At 73.4% G+C, this 12946-nt stretch carries 9 protein-coding genes; 1 reads left to right on the top strand and 8 read right to left on the bottom strand.

Annotated elements, in window-relative coordinates; all coding sequences use genetic code 11:
- Positions 1-47: 47 nt before the first annotated feature.
- The 7 genes from ACGF3J_RS19010 to ACGF3J_RS19040 all read right to left on the bottom strand — a co-directional run bounded on the left by ACGF3J_RS19010 (position 48) and on the right by ACGF3J_RS19040 (position 10901).
- Positions 48-1532, bottom strand: a complete 1485-nt coding sequence (locus ACGF3J_RS19010) for an AlkA N-terminal domain-containing protein (RefSeq protein WP_393854354.1) — start codon at positions 1530-1532, stop codon at positions 48-50.
- Between the two features lie 131 nt (positions 1533-1663).
- Positions 1664-5578, bottom strand: coding sequence for a glycoside hydrolase family 2 TIM barrel-domain containing protein (locus ACGF3J_RS19015; RefSeq protein WP_393854355.1), 3915 nt, complete (start codon positions 5576-5578; stop codon positions 1664-1666).
- 142 nt (positions 5579-5720) lie between these two features.
- Positions 5721-6425 (bottom strand): ATP-binding cassette domain-containing protein, encoded by a 705-nt coding sequence (locus tag ACGF3J_RS19020; protein WP_161326537.1) that lies wholly within the window; start codon positions 6423-6425, stop codon positions 5721-5723.
- Positions 6418-7404 carry an ABC transporter ATP-binding protein gene (locus ACGF3J_RS19025; protein WP_161326536.1) on the bottom strand — a complete coding sequence of 329 codons (987 nt, stop codon included), beginning with the start codon at positions 7402-7404 and terminating at the stop codon, positions 6418-6420. Before ACGF3J_RS19025 ends, ACGF3J_RS19020 begins: the two co-directional genes overlap by 8 nt.
- Positions 7401-8285 (bottom strand): ABC transporter permease, encoded by an 885-nt coding sequence (locus ACGF3J_RS19030; RefSeq protein ID WP_393854426.1) that lies wholly within the window; start codon positions 8283-8285, stop codon positions 7401-7403. Before ACGF3J_RS19030 ends, ACGF3J_RS19025 begins: the two co-directional genes overlap by 4 nt.
- Positions 8286-8307: 22 nt before the next feature.
- On the bottom strand, positions 8308-9276 hold the full coding sequence (locus ACGF3J_RS19035; protein WP_393854356.1) for an ABC transporter permease: 969 nt from the start codon (positions 9274-9276) through the stop codon (positions 8308-8310).
- Positions 9277-9308: 32 nt separating this feature from the next.
- On the bottom strand, positions 9309-10901 hold the full coding sequence (locus tag ACGF3J_RS19040) for an ABC transporter substrate-binding protein (RefSeq protein WP_393854357.1): 1593 nt from the start codon (positions 10899-10901) through the stop codon (positions 9309-9311).
- A gap of 383 nt (positions 10902-11284) precedes the next feature.
- On the opposite strand from ACGF3J_RS19040, the gene ACGF3J_RS19045 reads away from it, so the two are divergent.
- On the top strand, positions 11285-12448 hold the full coding sequence (locus ACGF3J_RS19045) for a Cmx/CmrA family chloramphenicol efflux MFS transporter (RefSeq protein ID WP_393854358.1): 1164 nt from the start codon (positions 11285-11287) through the stop codon (positions 12446-12448).
- Here ACGF3J_RS19045 and ACGF3J_RS19050 read toward each other — a convergent pair.
- A complete protein-coding gene (locus ACGF3J_RS19050; RefSeq protein WP_161326532.1) occupies positions 12429-12938 on the bottom strand; it encodes an O-acetyl-ADP-ribose deacetylase in 510 nt (169 codons plus the stop codon). The two genes, ACGF3J_RS19045 and ACGF3J_RS19050, sit on opposite strands and share 20 nt — an antisense overlap.
- Between the last annotated feature and the right edge of the window lie 8 nt (positions 12939-12946).

Raw genomic sequence — 12946 nt, forward strand, 5'->3', positions numbered from 1 at the left:
TGATTCTTGGTGTGCTGTTTCACGGGTCCGGTTCCCACGGGTCGTCGTTACACGGGCAGGAAGTTGATCGGGTGGCTGTCGGTCGCCCACAGGTACTGGACGGCGTACGCCCGCCAGGGCCGCCAGGACGCCGCGCGGGCGGTGAGCGCCGCCGGGGTGGAGGGCAGGCCCAGTTCCCCCGCGGCGCGGCGGATGCCGAGGTCGGTGGGGAGGAAGGCGTCGGGGTCGCCGAGGGCGCGCATGGCGATGACGTCGGCGGTCCAGGGGCCGAAGCCGGGCAGGGCCAGGAGCCGGGCGCGGGTCTCGGACCAGTCGCACTCGACGCCCAGGTTGACCGAGCCGTCGGCCAGGTGGGCGACCAGGGTGGTGAAGGTCGTGCGGCGGGTGCCCGGCATCGCCAGGGTCTGCGGGTCCACCGCCGCCAGTGCGGCCGTGGACGGGAAGAGGTGGGTGAGGCCGCCCTCCGGGTCGTCGACCGGGTCGCCGTGCGCCGTGACCAGGCGGGCGGCGTGGGTGCGGGCGGCGGCGGTGGAGACCTGCTGGCCGAGTACCGCCCGGACCGCGAACTCCGCCTCGTCCACCGTGCGCGGCACGCGGCGTCCGGGCGCCTTGTCGACGAGCGGTGCGAGCAGCGGGTCGGAGCGCAGTTGGCCGTCGATCGCCGTCGGGTCCGCGTCCAGGTCGAGCAGGCGGCGGCAGCGGCTGATGGCGACGGTGAGGTCGCGCGGGTCGCCGAGGGTGAGGCGGCAGGCGATGTGGTCGGGGCCGGGGGTGAGGGCCACGATGCCGTGACCGTACGGGAGGCGCAGGGTGCGGCGGTAGGCGCCGTCCCGCCACTCCTCCACCCCGGGTACGGCGGTGGCCGCGAGGTGGCCGAAGAGGTTGTCGGGGTTGAGGGGGGTGCGGAAGGGGAGGCGGAGGGCGAGGGTGCCGGGGGTGGTGCCGGCGACGCGGTGCTTCGGGGCGCGGGTGCGCAGTTCGCTCGGGGAGAGCGCGAAGACCTCGCGGACGGTGTCGTTGAAGGTGCGCACGGAGGCGAAACCGGCCGCGAAGGCGACGTCCGCCATGGGCAGCGGGGTGGTCTCGATCAGCACCCGGGCGGTCTGGGCGCGCTGCGCACGGGCGAGCGCGAGCGGGCCGGCGCCCAGCTCGGCGAGGAGCTGGCGTTCGACCTGCCGGGTGCTGTAGCCGAGGCGCGCGGCGAGGCCGGGCACGCCCTCGCGGTCCACGACGCCGTCGGCGATCAGCCGCATGGCGCGGGCGGTGAGGTCGGCCCGCTGGTTCCACTCCGGGGAGCCGGGGCTGGTGTCCGGGCGGCAGCGTTTGCACGCCCGGAATCCGGCCTGCTGGCAGGCCGCCGCGCTCGGGTAGAAGGTCATGTTCCGGGGCTTGGGCGGCACCACCGGGCAGCTGGGCCGGCAGTAGATGCGGGTGGTCAGGACGGCCGTGAAGAACCAGCCGTCGAACCGCGCGTCCTTGGACCGGACGGCGCGCACGCAGCGCTCGGTGTCGGTGTGCATTCCCGTCTGCATGGCTCCAGGATGGTCCACCGGCGGGGCAGGTGCTGGCGAGAATCCGACATGGACCTCGTGCTTGCTGGGCCTGCCCGGATCACCGTGGGGAGGGGGAGCCCGGTTGCCCCGGGCTCCCCGTTCGTCCCCGGTTACTCGGTGGCCGTGGGCCGCCGCGAGGCCGCCGTCGCCGTCTTCACGTCCGTCAGCGGGCGCAGCCGGTACGTGTAGGCGTAGTCCCGGTCGGCGAACAGCTTGAACTCGTCGTGCGTGTGCGCGCCCCAGCTGTTGTCACCGCCGACTCCCATCTGGCGGTGGTTGAGGCGCAGGACCACCTCGTCCCGCGGCGTCAGCTGGTAGTCGTGCCGGACACCCGCCGACAGGTCCTCCGGCGTGAAGTGCGAGGCGTTGGCCTCCAGCAGCGGTTCGCCGGACGCGAGCAGGCCCACCCCGTGGCGGTCGGTGAGGGCGATCCAGCGGACGTCGGTCTTGTTGCCGTTCTCCTGCGGGCGGATGTAGGGGGTCCACTGCTCGGCGACGGTGCCGGAGTAGAGGCCGACGTCGGTGCCGGTGTTGCGGTCCCAGTGGTTCTCCTCGGGGCCGCGCCCGTAGTAGTGCAGGCGGTCCAGGCGGCCCGGCAGGAAGAGCAGGGTGCCGATCTCGGGGATGTAGGGCAGGGTCGCGGCGCCCGGGTGCAGGGTGTTGTCGACCTTGATCTCGCCGTTGCCGAACACCGTGTAGGTGGTGGTGTACGTCGACTCCACCGTGGTGGGCAGGGTGCCGCTGACCTTGATCTCGACGGCGCGGTCGCCCACCGGCCGCACGGCCACGTCGGTGACCGCGCGGCGGGCGCCGGCGTCGCGCCAGGTCTGGTTGCGGGTGTGCTGGCCGTTGCCCTTGTCGTTGTCGGTGGGCGCCCGCCAGAAGTTGGGCGCGGGTCCCGAGGTGAGCAGCCGGGTGCCCTTGGCCTCGAAGGAGGTGATGGTGCCGGTGCGCTTGTCGACGGTGACGGAGAAGTCCTTGCCGCGGACGCGCACGTCCTTGTCGCGGTCGTCGTGGCGCAGGGACGGGACGCTCGCGAGCCGTACGGGGGCCGTCGCGGGGGCTTCGGGGCCGGCGGGGAGCTGCTGGCGGGCCACCTCGAAGCCCGCCTTCGCCCACGGCGTGGAGTCCTTGGTGGTGAAGGACAGCTCCAGGAAGTACTCGGTGCCGTCGTCCGCGCCGTCGGGGAGGCGGACGGGGACGGTGATGTCCTTGGCGGCCCCGGGCGCCACGTCGAGCTGGTCCCGGGTCAGCCTTCCGCGCCGCACCACCCGGCCGTCGGCGACGAGCTCCCACCGGCCGTCGAACTCGCGCAGGCCGGTGAAGAGGTACTCGTTGGTGAGGGTCACCGCGCCGGGGTCGCCGCCGGGCCGGCGGGTGGCGTGGATCGCCTGGTAGACGCGCTTGACCTCGGCGGCCTTGCCGGTGTGGCCGCGGTCGGCGGTGACGATGCCGTCGGCCACGAAGGCGCCGTCGTTGGGGTTGTCGCCCCAGTCGCCGCCGTACGCGAGGAACGTCTTCTCCCGGGGCCGCTTCCGCTCGGTCCGCACCGTGGCGGCGTCGAACCAGAACCGCACGCCGTCGTCCTTCGGACCGCGGTCGTCCCGGGCGAGTTCGCCGGCGGAGAGCGCCCGGGCGTAGACGCGGGCGCGGCGGATCCGGCCGCTGAACTCGCGGGTCTGCGCGTCGGCGTCGGTGGCGAGGGCGAGGGGCGCGGTGTTGCCACTGGGGCGCCGGTCGGTGGTGCGGGTGGCCCGGACCACGCCGTCGACGTAGAGGGTCAGCGTTCCGGCGTCCGCGTCGAAGACGCCGGCGAGGTGGTGTTCGCGGCCGGTCCAGTCGTCGGGCACGTCCCAGTTGGCGGTGATCCACTGGCCGTCGGAGTGGATGAAGAACTCCAGCTTCCGGTCGTTCTGCTTGAGTGCGTACTGGGTGTCGCCCTTGGCGATGAGCGGCTGGTGGTAGCCGGTCACGTGCGGGGTGATCCAGGCTTCCAGGGTCAGGGAGTCGCGGAGGTCGAGGCTGTCGTCGCGCTCGAAGACCGTGATGCCGGACAGGCCCTCGTCCCGGTCGAGCGCGCCGCGGGTGGCCAGGATCTCGCCGCGCAGTGCGGCGGGTCCGGACTCGGTGAGCAGGGTGCGGGCGGGGACCGGGGTGTACAGGGACTGGTCGACGAAGTCCCAGATCCAGCCGCCCTGCAGCACGTCGTGGGCGCGTACGACGTCCCAGTACTTCTTGAAGTTGCCGGTGGAGTTCCCCATCGAGTGGGCGTACTCGATCATGACGTACGGCCGGGTGTCGGAGGTGTCCCGGGCGCGCTGCTCGACGCGCTGCGGGGTGTCGTACATCTCGGAGCGGATGTCGCTGATGCCGGGGCGGTCGTCGCCCTCGTACTGGATGACGCGGGTGGGGTCGTAGGAGCGGATCCAGTCGTGCATGGCGGTGAAGGTGCTGCCGCCGCCCGCCTCGTTGCCGAGCGACCAGATGACGACCGAGGCGTGGTTCTTGTCGCGGTGGACCATGTTCTGGGCGCGGGCCACGCACGCCTCGGTCCAGTCGGGGTGGTCGCCGGGGTACTCGTCACGGATGCCGTGGGTCTCCAGGTTGGTCTCGTCGACGAGGTAGAGGCCGTACTCGTCGGCCAGTTCCAGCCAGTACGGGTTGTTGGGGTAGTGCGAGGTGCGGACGCTGTTCATGTTCATCCGCTTGATGATCTTGGCGTCCTCGACCATGTCCTCGCGGGTGAGCGCCGTGCCGCGGGACGGGTGCATCTCGTGCCGGTTGGTGCCGCGGAAGGAGACGGGCCGGCCGTTGATCCGCATCAGCCCGTCCTTGAGCGCGAACTCGCGCAGGCCGATCCGGTGCGACAGGGTCTCGACCACCTTGCCCGCCGGGTCTCGCAGCCGCAGCACCGCCGTATACAGGTACGGCTGCTCGGCCGACCAGAGCCGGGGCTCCGGCACCGCCTTGGCGGCCCGTACGGTGACGTCCTCGCGGGGGCCGGCCGAGCCGAGGTCGGCGGACTGCTGGAGGGGCCGGGACCACACGGCGTGGCCGCGCGCGTCGTAGAGCTGGGTCTCGACGGTGTAGCGGCCGGTGGCGCCGTCGCCGTACGCCCGCACGCTCGCGGTGACGGCCAGCTCGGCGGCGGTGTACGTGTCGTTCAGCGGGGTGTCGAGCTTGAAGTCGCGCACGTGCACGGCCGGGGTGGAGTAGAGGTAGACCGAGCGGAAGATGCCGCTCAGCCGGATCATGTCCTGGTCCTCCAGCCAGTCGCCGTCGGCGTAGCGGTAGACCTCCACCGCGATCTGGTTGGTGCCGGGCTTCAGGTGGTCGGTGATGTCGTACTCGGAGGGGGTGTAGGAGTCCTCGTCGTAGCCGACCAGTTCGCCGTTGATCCACACGTAGTGGGCGGACTTGACGCCCTCGAAGTGGAGGAAGGTGCGGCGGCCCGTCCAGTCGCGGGGGACGGTGAAGGTGCGCCGGTACTGGCCGACGGGGTTGTAGCGGGTCGGCGCGGTGGGCGGCTGCGGGTCCTCGCCGAGGCCGTTGGGGCCCCAGTACGGGTAGGTGATGTTGAGGTAGATCGGGAAGTCGTGGCCGTGCAGCTGCCAGACGGACGGGACGGGGATCGTCTCCCAGTCGCCGTCGTCGGTGTCGGTGCGGTGGAAGTCGGTGTCCCGCTCCTCGGGGCGGTCGGCGTAGGCGAACTTCCAGGTGCCGTCCAGGCTGAGCCGGTGGGGCGAGCGGGTGCGGTCGGCGGCGAGGGCCTGCTCGACGTCCTGGTACGGCATGAGCGTGGTGTGCGGGGGCTCGGTCCCGAGCCGGAAGACGCCGAAGTCGTTCCACTCCGGGGGCGCCGCGGGCTGCGGCCGCCGCCCGGCCGCGTGCGCTCCGGCGGGCGACGCGGACAGGGCGAGCGCGCCGAGGACGGCGGCACCGCCCTCCATGAGACGGCGGCGGCTGACGACGGGGCGGGGCAGGCGGGCCGGGGATCCGGTGGGTGACACGGGCGAGTGCGGCATGACCGTGGCCTTCCGTGGGCTTCGGGGGCGGCTCAACACACGGTGCTGTGGAAGCAGTTGACATTGGGATGGTTCACAACTGCCGGTGACGCGGCGACTACTGAGTCAAGGTCACCCTAGGACCCGAACACAACCGAATCAATTATCCCGTCGGACTCTGTTGGTTCCTGAGCGAGAGGCCGGGGCTCAGGGGGCGCGTGAGGGTGTCCCACTCGACGGTGCGGTCGCACCAGCGGTCCAGGAGGACTCGGTCGTGGCCGACGGCCAGCAGCCCGGCGCCGGTGGCGGCCCGGTAGTCCTCCACGACCCGCACCAGGGCGGCCGTGGTCGAGGCGTCGAGCATCGCTGTCATCTCGTCGCACACCAGCCAGCGCGGGCGCAGCACCAGGGCGCGGGCCAGGCAGGCGCGCTGCAACTGGCCGTCGCTGACCTCGTGCGGGCGCCTGGTCAGCAGGTCGGTGGTCAGTCCGACGGTGGCGGCCAGTTCGGCGACCCGGACGGCGGCGTCCGCGCGCCGGCCGGTGGCCCGCAGCGGTTCGGCGATCAGGTCGGCGAGGGTCAGCCGGGGGTCCGCGGAGAGCCGGGCCTGCTGGAAGACGACACCGAAGGCGGTGCGGCGCTCGCGCGGGGCGCGGTGGCGCCAGCGCCGCACGGGCGTGCCGTCGACGACCAGGGCGCCGGCCTCGGGCTGGTGCAGCAGGGCGGCGACCCGGGCGAGGGTGGACTTGCCGCAGCCGCTGGGGCCGAGCAGTCCGACGGCCTCCCCCGGCGCGACGGAGAGGGTGACGTCCCGGAAGACGGGCGCGTTGCGGGCGTATCCGGCGGTCACGGTGCGCAGTTCAAGCACGGTCGGCGGCCTCCGGGAGCGCGGCGTGGGGGTGGTGGCAGGCGACCGTGCCGGTCAGCGGCGGCAGGACGGCGCAGGCGTCGGTCGCCCGGTCGCAGCGTGCGGCGAAGGCGCAGCCGCCGGGGAGGGCGCCGAGCTCGGGCGGCAGGCCGGGGATCGGGGTGAAGGCGCGGTCGGGCAGCGCGTCGAGCAGGCCCCGGCCGTAAGGGTGGCGGGGGCCGGGGGCGCCGAAGAAGTCGGTGGCGTCGGCGAGTTCGACGATCCGGCCCGCGTACATCACGGCGATCCGGTCGGCGACGCGCTCGGCGGCGGCCAGGTCATGGGTGATCATCAGCAGGGCACGACCCTCGCCATCCGCCTTGTTGTCGACATGTCGCCTCAGCTCGTCGACGGTGCGGTCGACCAGGTCCCGGTCGAGTCCGGTGGTGGGCTCGTCGGCCAGCAGCAGCGGGGCGTCGCCGACCAGGGCGAGGGCGGTGGCGGCGCGCTGGGCGAGGCCGCCGGAGAGTTCGTGCGGGTGGTGGTCGAGGTGGTCCACGGGGAACGCGGCGCGTCCGGCGGCGGCCTCGGCGGCCTTGCGCAGGGCCGCGCGGCCACGGACGCCGGTGAGTTCGGCGACCGTCTCCTCCAGCTGGGAGCGGATGGTGCGCACGGGGGTGAGGTGGGCGGCCGGGCTCTGCGGGACGAGGCCGACCAGCCGGCCCCGCACGGTACGGGCGAAGGTGCGCTCGTCGGTGGCGAGCAGGTCCAGGTCGCCGAGCAGGGCGGCGCCGGCGGTCTGCGCGTTGCCGGGCAGCAGGCCGAGCAGGGCGGAGGCGAGGACGGACTTGCCGCAGCCGCTCTCGCCGATCAGGGCCAGGCACTCGCCGGCCGCCACGTCGAAGTGGGCGTCGGTCACGGCGGCGACGCGGCGCCCGCCGGGCATCAGGAAGCGCACCGACAGACCGCGTACCGACAGCACGGGGGCTCGCTCGGTCACAGCATCAGCTCCGATCGGCGGCGGGGGTTGATCCGCTCCCGCCAGGCGCCCGCGAGTCCGGCGACCGCGAGGGTGGGCACGATGATGAACAGTCCCGGGAAGAGGGTCGGCCACCACTGCCCGGCGAGCAGCGAACCGCGCGCCTCCTGGATCAGGTTGCCGAGGCTGGCGGTGTGCGTGGGCAGCCCGAGCCCGAGGAAGGACAGCGCCGACTCGTGCCACATGGCGTGCGGCACCATCAGGACGGCGGCGAGCGCGGCCTGGGGCAGCACGCCGGGCAGCAGATGCCGTACGGCCACCCGCCACCGGGAGGCGCCACCGGAGACGGCCGCGTCGACGTAGGGGCGTGAGCGCAGGGACAGCACCTCGGCGCGGACGATGCGCGCGGTGGACAGCCAGTGGGTGAGCGCGACGGAGGCCACCACCGGCCAGACGCCCGGCCGGAACATCGCCACGATGAAGATGCCCAGCAGCAGGTGGGGCACGGAGGAGATGGTGTCGACGACCCGCATCACGCCGCGGTCGACCCAGCCGCCCAGCGCCCCGGCGGTGGCGCCCACGGCGGTGCCGACGACCGTCGCCGTCAGCGCCGCAGCCACCCCGACCAGCAGGGAGACACGCAGTCCGTACACGCAGCGCAGCAGCAGGTCGCGGCCGACGTCGTCGGTGCCGAAGGGGTGCTGCCGGCTCGGTGGCCGCAGCTTCGCCGCGAGGTCGACGGCCTGCTGGTCGAGCTGGACTAGCGGCGGCACGAGGAGCACGGCGAGGACGGTCAGGGCGAGCAGCGCGGCGGAGGTGCGCAGGCGCAGGGTGCGGGTGGAGCGGCGGGCGGTGCCCTGGGAGCGCCAGGCGGGGTCGGGCGCCGGGGTGGGCGCGGGCACGGTGGGTGGCGGCGCGGCGGGGTCACATGTCACTGAGCTTCACCCTCGGGTCGAACAGTCCGTAGAGCAGGTCGGCGAGCAGGTTGCCGGCGAGTACGGCGGCGGTGGCGAGGGTGGTCAGGGCGGCCAGCAGCGGGAAGTCGACGGCAGTGGCCGCCTCGACGGTGGCCGCGGCGATTCCCGGCCAGCTGAAGACGCTCTCCACCAGCAGGGCGCCGGTGATGAGTTCGGGAACGCGCGAGCCGATCAGGGTGAGCACCGGCAGCAGTCCCGAGCGCAGGGCGTGCCCGAGCAGGACGGTGCGCTCCCCCAGGCCGCGGGCGCGGGCGCCGCGCACCGGGTCCTCCGCGAGGGCGTCGCCGACGCCTTGGCGCACGTACAGCGTGAACCACGGGAGTTGGGAGACGGCGAGCACACCCGCGGGCAGCGCGACGTGGCTCGCGACCTGGCCGGGGGTGACCCGCTCGCTGGCGGTGTCGGTCAGCCCGCCGGCCGGCAGGACGTCCCACTGGAGGGCGAACAGCCACACGGCGAGCAGCGCGATCCAGAAGACCGGTGCCGCCTCCAGGGTGTACGCGAGTGAGGTGACCGCCCGGTCGAGCATCGAACCGGGGCGGCGGGCGGCCAGTACGCCGAGGACCGTGCCGGCCAGGACGGCGGCGGCGAAGGCGACGGCGCACAGCAGGGCGGACCAGACGAGGCGTTCGCCGATGACCTGGGTCACCGGCTGGCGCATCACCCCGGAGTGGCCGAGGTCGCCGGTGAGCGCGGAGGTCAGCCAGTTCCACCAGCGGACCACGAACGACTGGTCGACGCCGAGGTTCTCCCGCAGCCGGTCCAGGGTCTCCTGGTCGGCGCCGAGCGCGGCGGTGCCGGCGTACGCCTTGACGGGGTCGAAGGGGGAGGCGGCGGCGATCGCGAACACACCGAAGGTGACGACGAGGACGACGGGGGCGGCGAACAGCGCCCGCCGCCCCGCCAGCCGTGCCATCGCTCCCCAGGGCACGCGCCGGGAAAACCGGGTCACTTCTTGGGCTGCCAGTCCTCGATGTTCCACCAGGGCCCGCTGGCGAAGCCGTGCTCGTGCGGCTCCAGTTGGGTGGTCAGGCCGTCCCAGCGGTCGGCGAGGACGTACAGGTGGTCGATGTGGGTGAGGAAGGTGTAGCCCGGGTTCTCCACGAGGGCATTCTGGAGCTTGTCGTAGGCGGCGGCGCGGTCCTTGGCGTCCTGGGTGCGGCGGCCGGTGTCGAGGGCCTGGTCCACGGCCGGGTTGTCGTAGTGGGCCATGTTGTTGAAGCCGTCGCCGGCGAGCGAGGAGTGCAGCAGGGTGTAGAGGCCGAAGTCGGGGTCGCCGACGCTGCCGAAGCCCGCGAGGACGGCGTCGCGTCCCATGCGCGGCTCGATGACCTCCCAGGTGGCGCCCTCCACCTTCACCTCGATGCCGGCCTTCTTGGCGTCGGAGGCGTAGGCGAGCGCGTGGTCCTGGCGGACCTTGTCGCCCGAGGGGTAGTACAGGGTGAACGAGGCGCGCTGTCCGTCCTTGGCGCGGATGCCGCCGGAACCGGCCTTCCAGCCGGCCTGGTCCAGGACGCGCTCGGCCTTGGCGAGGTCGTGCGGGCGCTCGATGCCGCGCTCGTACCAGGGGTCGTCGACGGGCAGCGGCCCGTACGCCGGGCGGCCCGCGCCGTCGAGGATCTTGTCGACCATGGCCCGGCGGTCCACGGCGGCGTCCAGGGCCCGCCGGATCGCGCGGTCTCCGGTGACCTTGCCCGAGGTGGGCAGGGTGACGGCCCGGAAGTCGTAGGACCGGGCCTCGTAGGTGCGCCTGCCCTCGTCGTTCTTGAAGGTGGCGGCAAGGTTGGGCGGCAGGACGGCGCCGTCGAGGTCGCCGGAGCGCAGCCGGGTGGCGCGCACGTTGTCGTCGGCGATGACCGCCATGGTGAACGACTTCACGGTGGGCTTGTCGCCCCAGTAGTGCGGGTTGGCCTTGAAGGCGAGCTTCTCGCCCTTGCTCCAGTTGGAGAGCACGTACGGCCCGGTGCCGACGGGCCTGGTGTTGAAGTCACCGGTGTTGGGGTCCTGCCCGCCCGCCACGTGTTCGGGGACGACGGGCAGCACCGTGCGGTCGGCGAAGGCGGCGTAGGGGTACTTGAGCGTGAAGACGACGGTGTCGTCACCGGTCGCGCGGACGTCCTCGACGGCGTCGAGTTCGCTGCGGGCGGTGTTGTTCGTCTTCTCGTCGAGGACGGTGCGGTACGTGTAGACCACGTCCTTGGCCGTGAGCGGTTCGCCGTCGCTGAACTTCACGCCCTTGCGGAGGGTGTACGTGTAGGTCCGGCCGCCGTCGGCGATCTTCGGCAAGGCGGTCGCGAGGGCCGGCTTCAGCTTCAGGTCGGTGTCGCGGGCGAGCAGCCCGTCGAAGATCTTGGAGTTGCCGTCCTTGCCGTAGCCGAGCAGCGGGCTGAGGGTGTCCGGTTCGGAGCCCACCCCGATCACCACGGACTCGGCCGCGGCGGCGTCGTCGTCCGTTCCGCCACCGCCGGGCGCGGAGCAGGCGGTGACGCCGACGGCGACCGCCGCCGCGACCGCGGCACTTCGTATCCGCCGGGTTGTCATGTCTCCCCCACACTTGTTGTCGATGCGGGGTTATTGCACATCAGAGGCATTAAAGCGTCAAGCCAGGTGAGGACGTGTGCGGGGCGGGGTGGCGGAGCACCCGACCGCTCGCCGCGCGGAAACCGGGATGCCCGCTCGGGAAACGGTCGGGTAGCGTGCGGGCCATGTCGAGCCCCGAGTCGGACAGGGTGGGGGCCTTCGGTCACGCCGTCGGCCCCTGAACCACTGGTCCGCAGTTCACAGCCCCTTGGCTGCCCCACTCCCGTCGTCGCACCGCCTTCCGCGGTCCGACGGGTGGTCTTTTGACGGGTGCGTCCTCGGGTCGGGGCCGGCCGCGGTGACGAGACGACTCCTCGTTCCTCTCCTCACCCCGGAGCCGCTCGATGCCTCTCCCCCTGTACCTGCTCGCCGTGGCCGTCTTCGCCATGGGCACCTCGGAGTTCATGCTGGCCGGCCTCCTGCCGGACATCGCCGCCGACCTCGACGTGAGCGTCGGCACCGCGTCCACCCTCACCTCGGCCTTCGCGGTCGGCATGGTCGTCGGGGCGCCGCTCATGGCCGCCCTCGCCCGCGACCTGCCCGCACGGGCGAGCCTGTTCGGCTGCGTCCTGGTCTTCCTGGCGTCCCACGTCGCGGGCGCCGTCACTTCGAGCTTCGCCGTCCTCTTCGCGACGAGGGTCGCCGCGGCGCTCGCGAACGCCGGTTTCCTCGCCGTGGCCCTGACGACCGCCGCCGCGCTGGTCCCGCCGGACCGCAAGGGCCGCGCACTCGCCGTCCTGCTGTCGGGCACCACGGTGGCCACGATCGCCGGTGTCCCCGGCGGATCGCTGCTGGGCACGCTGCTCGACTGGCGGGCCACGTTCTGGGCGGTCGCCGCCCTCTGCCTGCCCGCGGCCGTCGGCATCCTCACCGGCGTCCCGGCCCGCCCCGGACCGCGGGACCCTGCCGCCGGCCCGCCCCTCCGCCGGGAACTCGCCCAGCTCGGGAACGCGCGGCTGCTCGTGGTCATGCTGCTCGGCGCGCTGGTGAACGCGGCGACCTTCGCGAGCCTCACCTTCCTCGCACCGCTCGTGACCGACACCGCGGGGCTGGGCGAACTGTGGGTCACGGTGGCCCTGGTCCTGTTCGGCGCAGGCTCCCTCACCGGGGTCACCGTCGCCGGCCGCCTGTCCGACCGGCGCCCCGATGCGGTCGTCGCCGCCTGCGGCCCGCCGCTGCTCCTCGGCTGGCCGGCCATGGCCGCCCTGGCGGACCGGCCGACCGCGCTGCTCGTCCTGGTCTTCACGCAGGGCGCCCTGTCCTTCGCGGTGGGCAGCACCCTGATCACGCGGGTCCTGTACGCGGCCGCGGGTGCCCCCACCATGGCCGGCTCGTACGCGACGGCGGCCCTCAACACCGGCGCGGCCACGGGTCCGGTCATCGCGGCGACGACCCTCCACACCCAGGCCGGCGCGGCCGGACCGCTGTGGGTGAGCGGGGGGCTGGTGGCGGCGGCGTTGGTGGTGGGGGTGTCGCTGGGAGGCGCGGTCAGCCGACCCGCGCCGTGAACGCCTCGTACGCGCGGTCGTCGAAGAGGACGAAGCGGGCCTCTGCCACCGAGGTTCCGGTGGCGCGGACCGTTTCGACGGCGATGCGGGCCGCGTCGTCCATCGGCCAGCGGTAGACGCCCGTGGAGATGGCCGGGAAGGCGACGGTGCGGGCGCCCAGTTCGTCGGCGAGGTGGAGGGACTCGCGGTAGCAGGAGGCGAGGAGGTCGGAGCGGTCCTCGGTGGTGCTGTACACCGGGCCGACCGTGTGGATGACCCAGCGCGCGTCCAGGTCGCCGGCGGTGGTGGCGACCGCCCGGCCGGTGGGGAGGCCCTTGCCGAGGTGACCGGCGCGCAGGCTCCGGCACTCCGCGAGGATCGCGGGGCCGCCGCGCCGGTGGATGGCGCCGTCGACGCCGCCTCCGCCGAGCAGGGAGGAGTTGGCCGCGTTGACGATCGCGTCGGCGCTCTCGCGGGTGATGTCGCCCTGGACGAGGGTGATGGTGGTCATGAGGTACC

The organism is Streptomyces sp. NPDC048171 (assembly GCF_043202655.1).
In the GTDB taxonomy this organism is placed as follows: Bacteria; Actinomycetota; Actinomycetes; order Streptomycetales; family Streptomycetaceae; genus Streptomyces.

Excerpts from the sequence above, each read along its gene's own strand:
- ACGF3J_RS19010 (WP_393854354.1), bottom strand. The coding sequence starts at position 1,532 with ATGCAGACGGGAATGCACACCGACACCGAGCGCTGCGTGCGCGCCGTC.
- ACGF3J_RS19015 (WP_393854355.1), bottom strand. The coding sequence starts at position 5,578 with ATGCCGCACTCGCCCGTGTCACCCACCGGATCCCCGGCCCGCCTGCCC.
- ACGF3J_RS19035 (WP_393854356.1), bottom strand. The coding sequence starts at position 9,276 with ATGGCACGGCTGGCGGGGCGGCGGGCGCTGTTCGCCGCCCCCGTCGTC.
- ACGF3J_RS19040 (WP_393854357.1), bottom strand. The coding sequence starts at position 10,901 with ATGACAACCCGGCGGATACGAAGTGCCGCGGTCGCGGCGGCGGTCGCC.
- ACGF3J_RS19045 (WP_393854358.1), top strand. The coding sequence starts at position 11,285 with ATGCCTCTCCCCCTGTACCTGCTCGCCGTGGCCGTCTTCGCCATGGGC.
- ACGF3J_RS19050 (WP_161326532.1), bottom strand. The coding sequence starts at position 12,938 with ATGACCACCATCACCCTCGTCCAGGGCGACATCACCCGCGAGAGCGCC.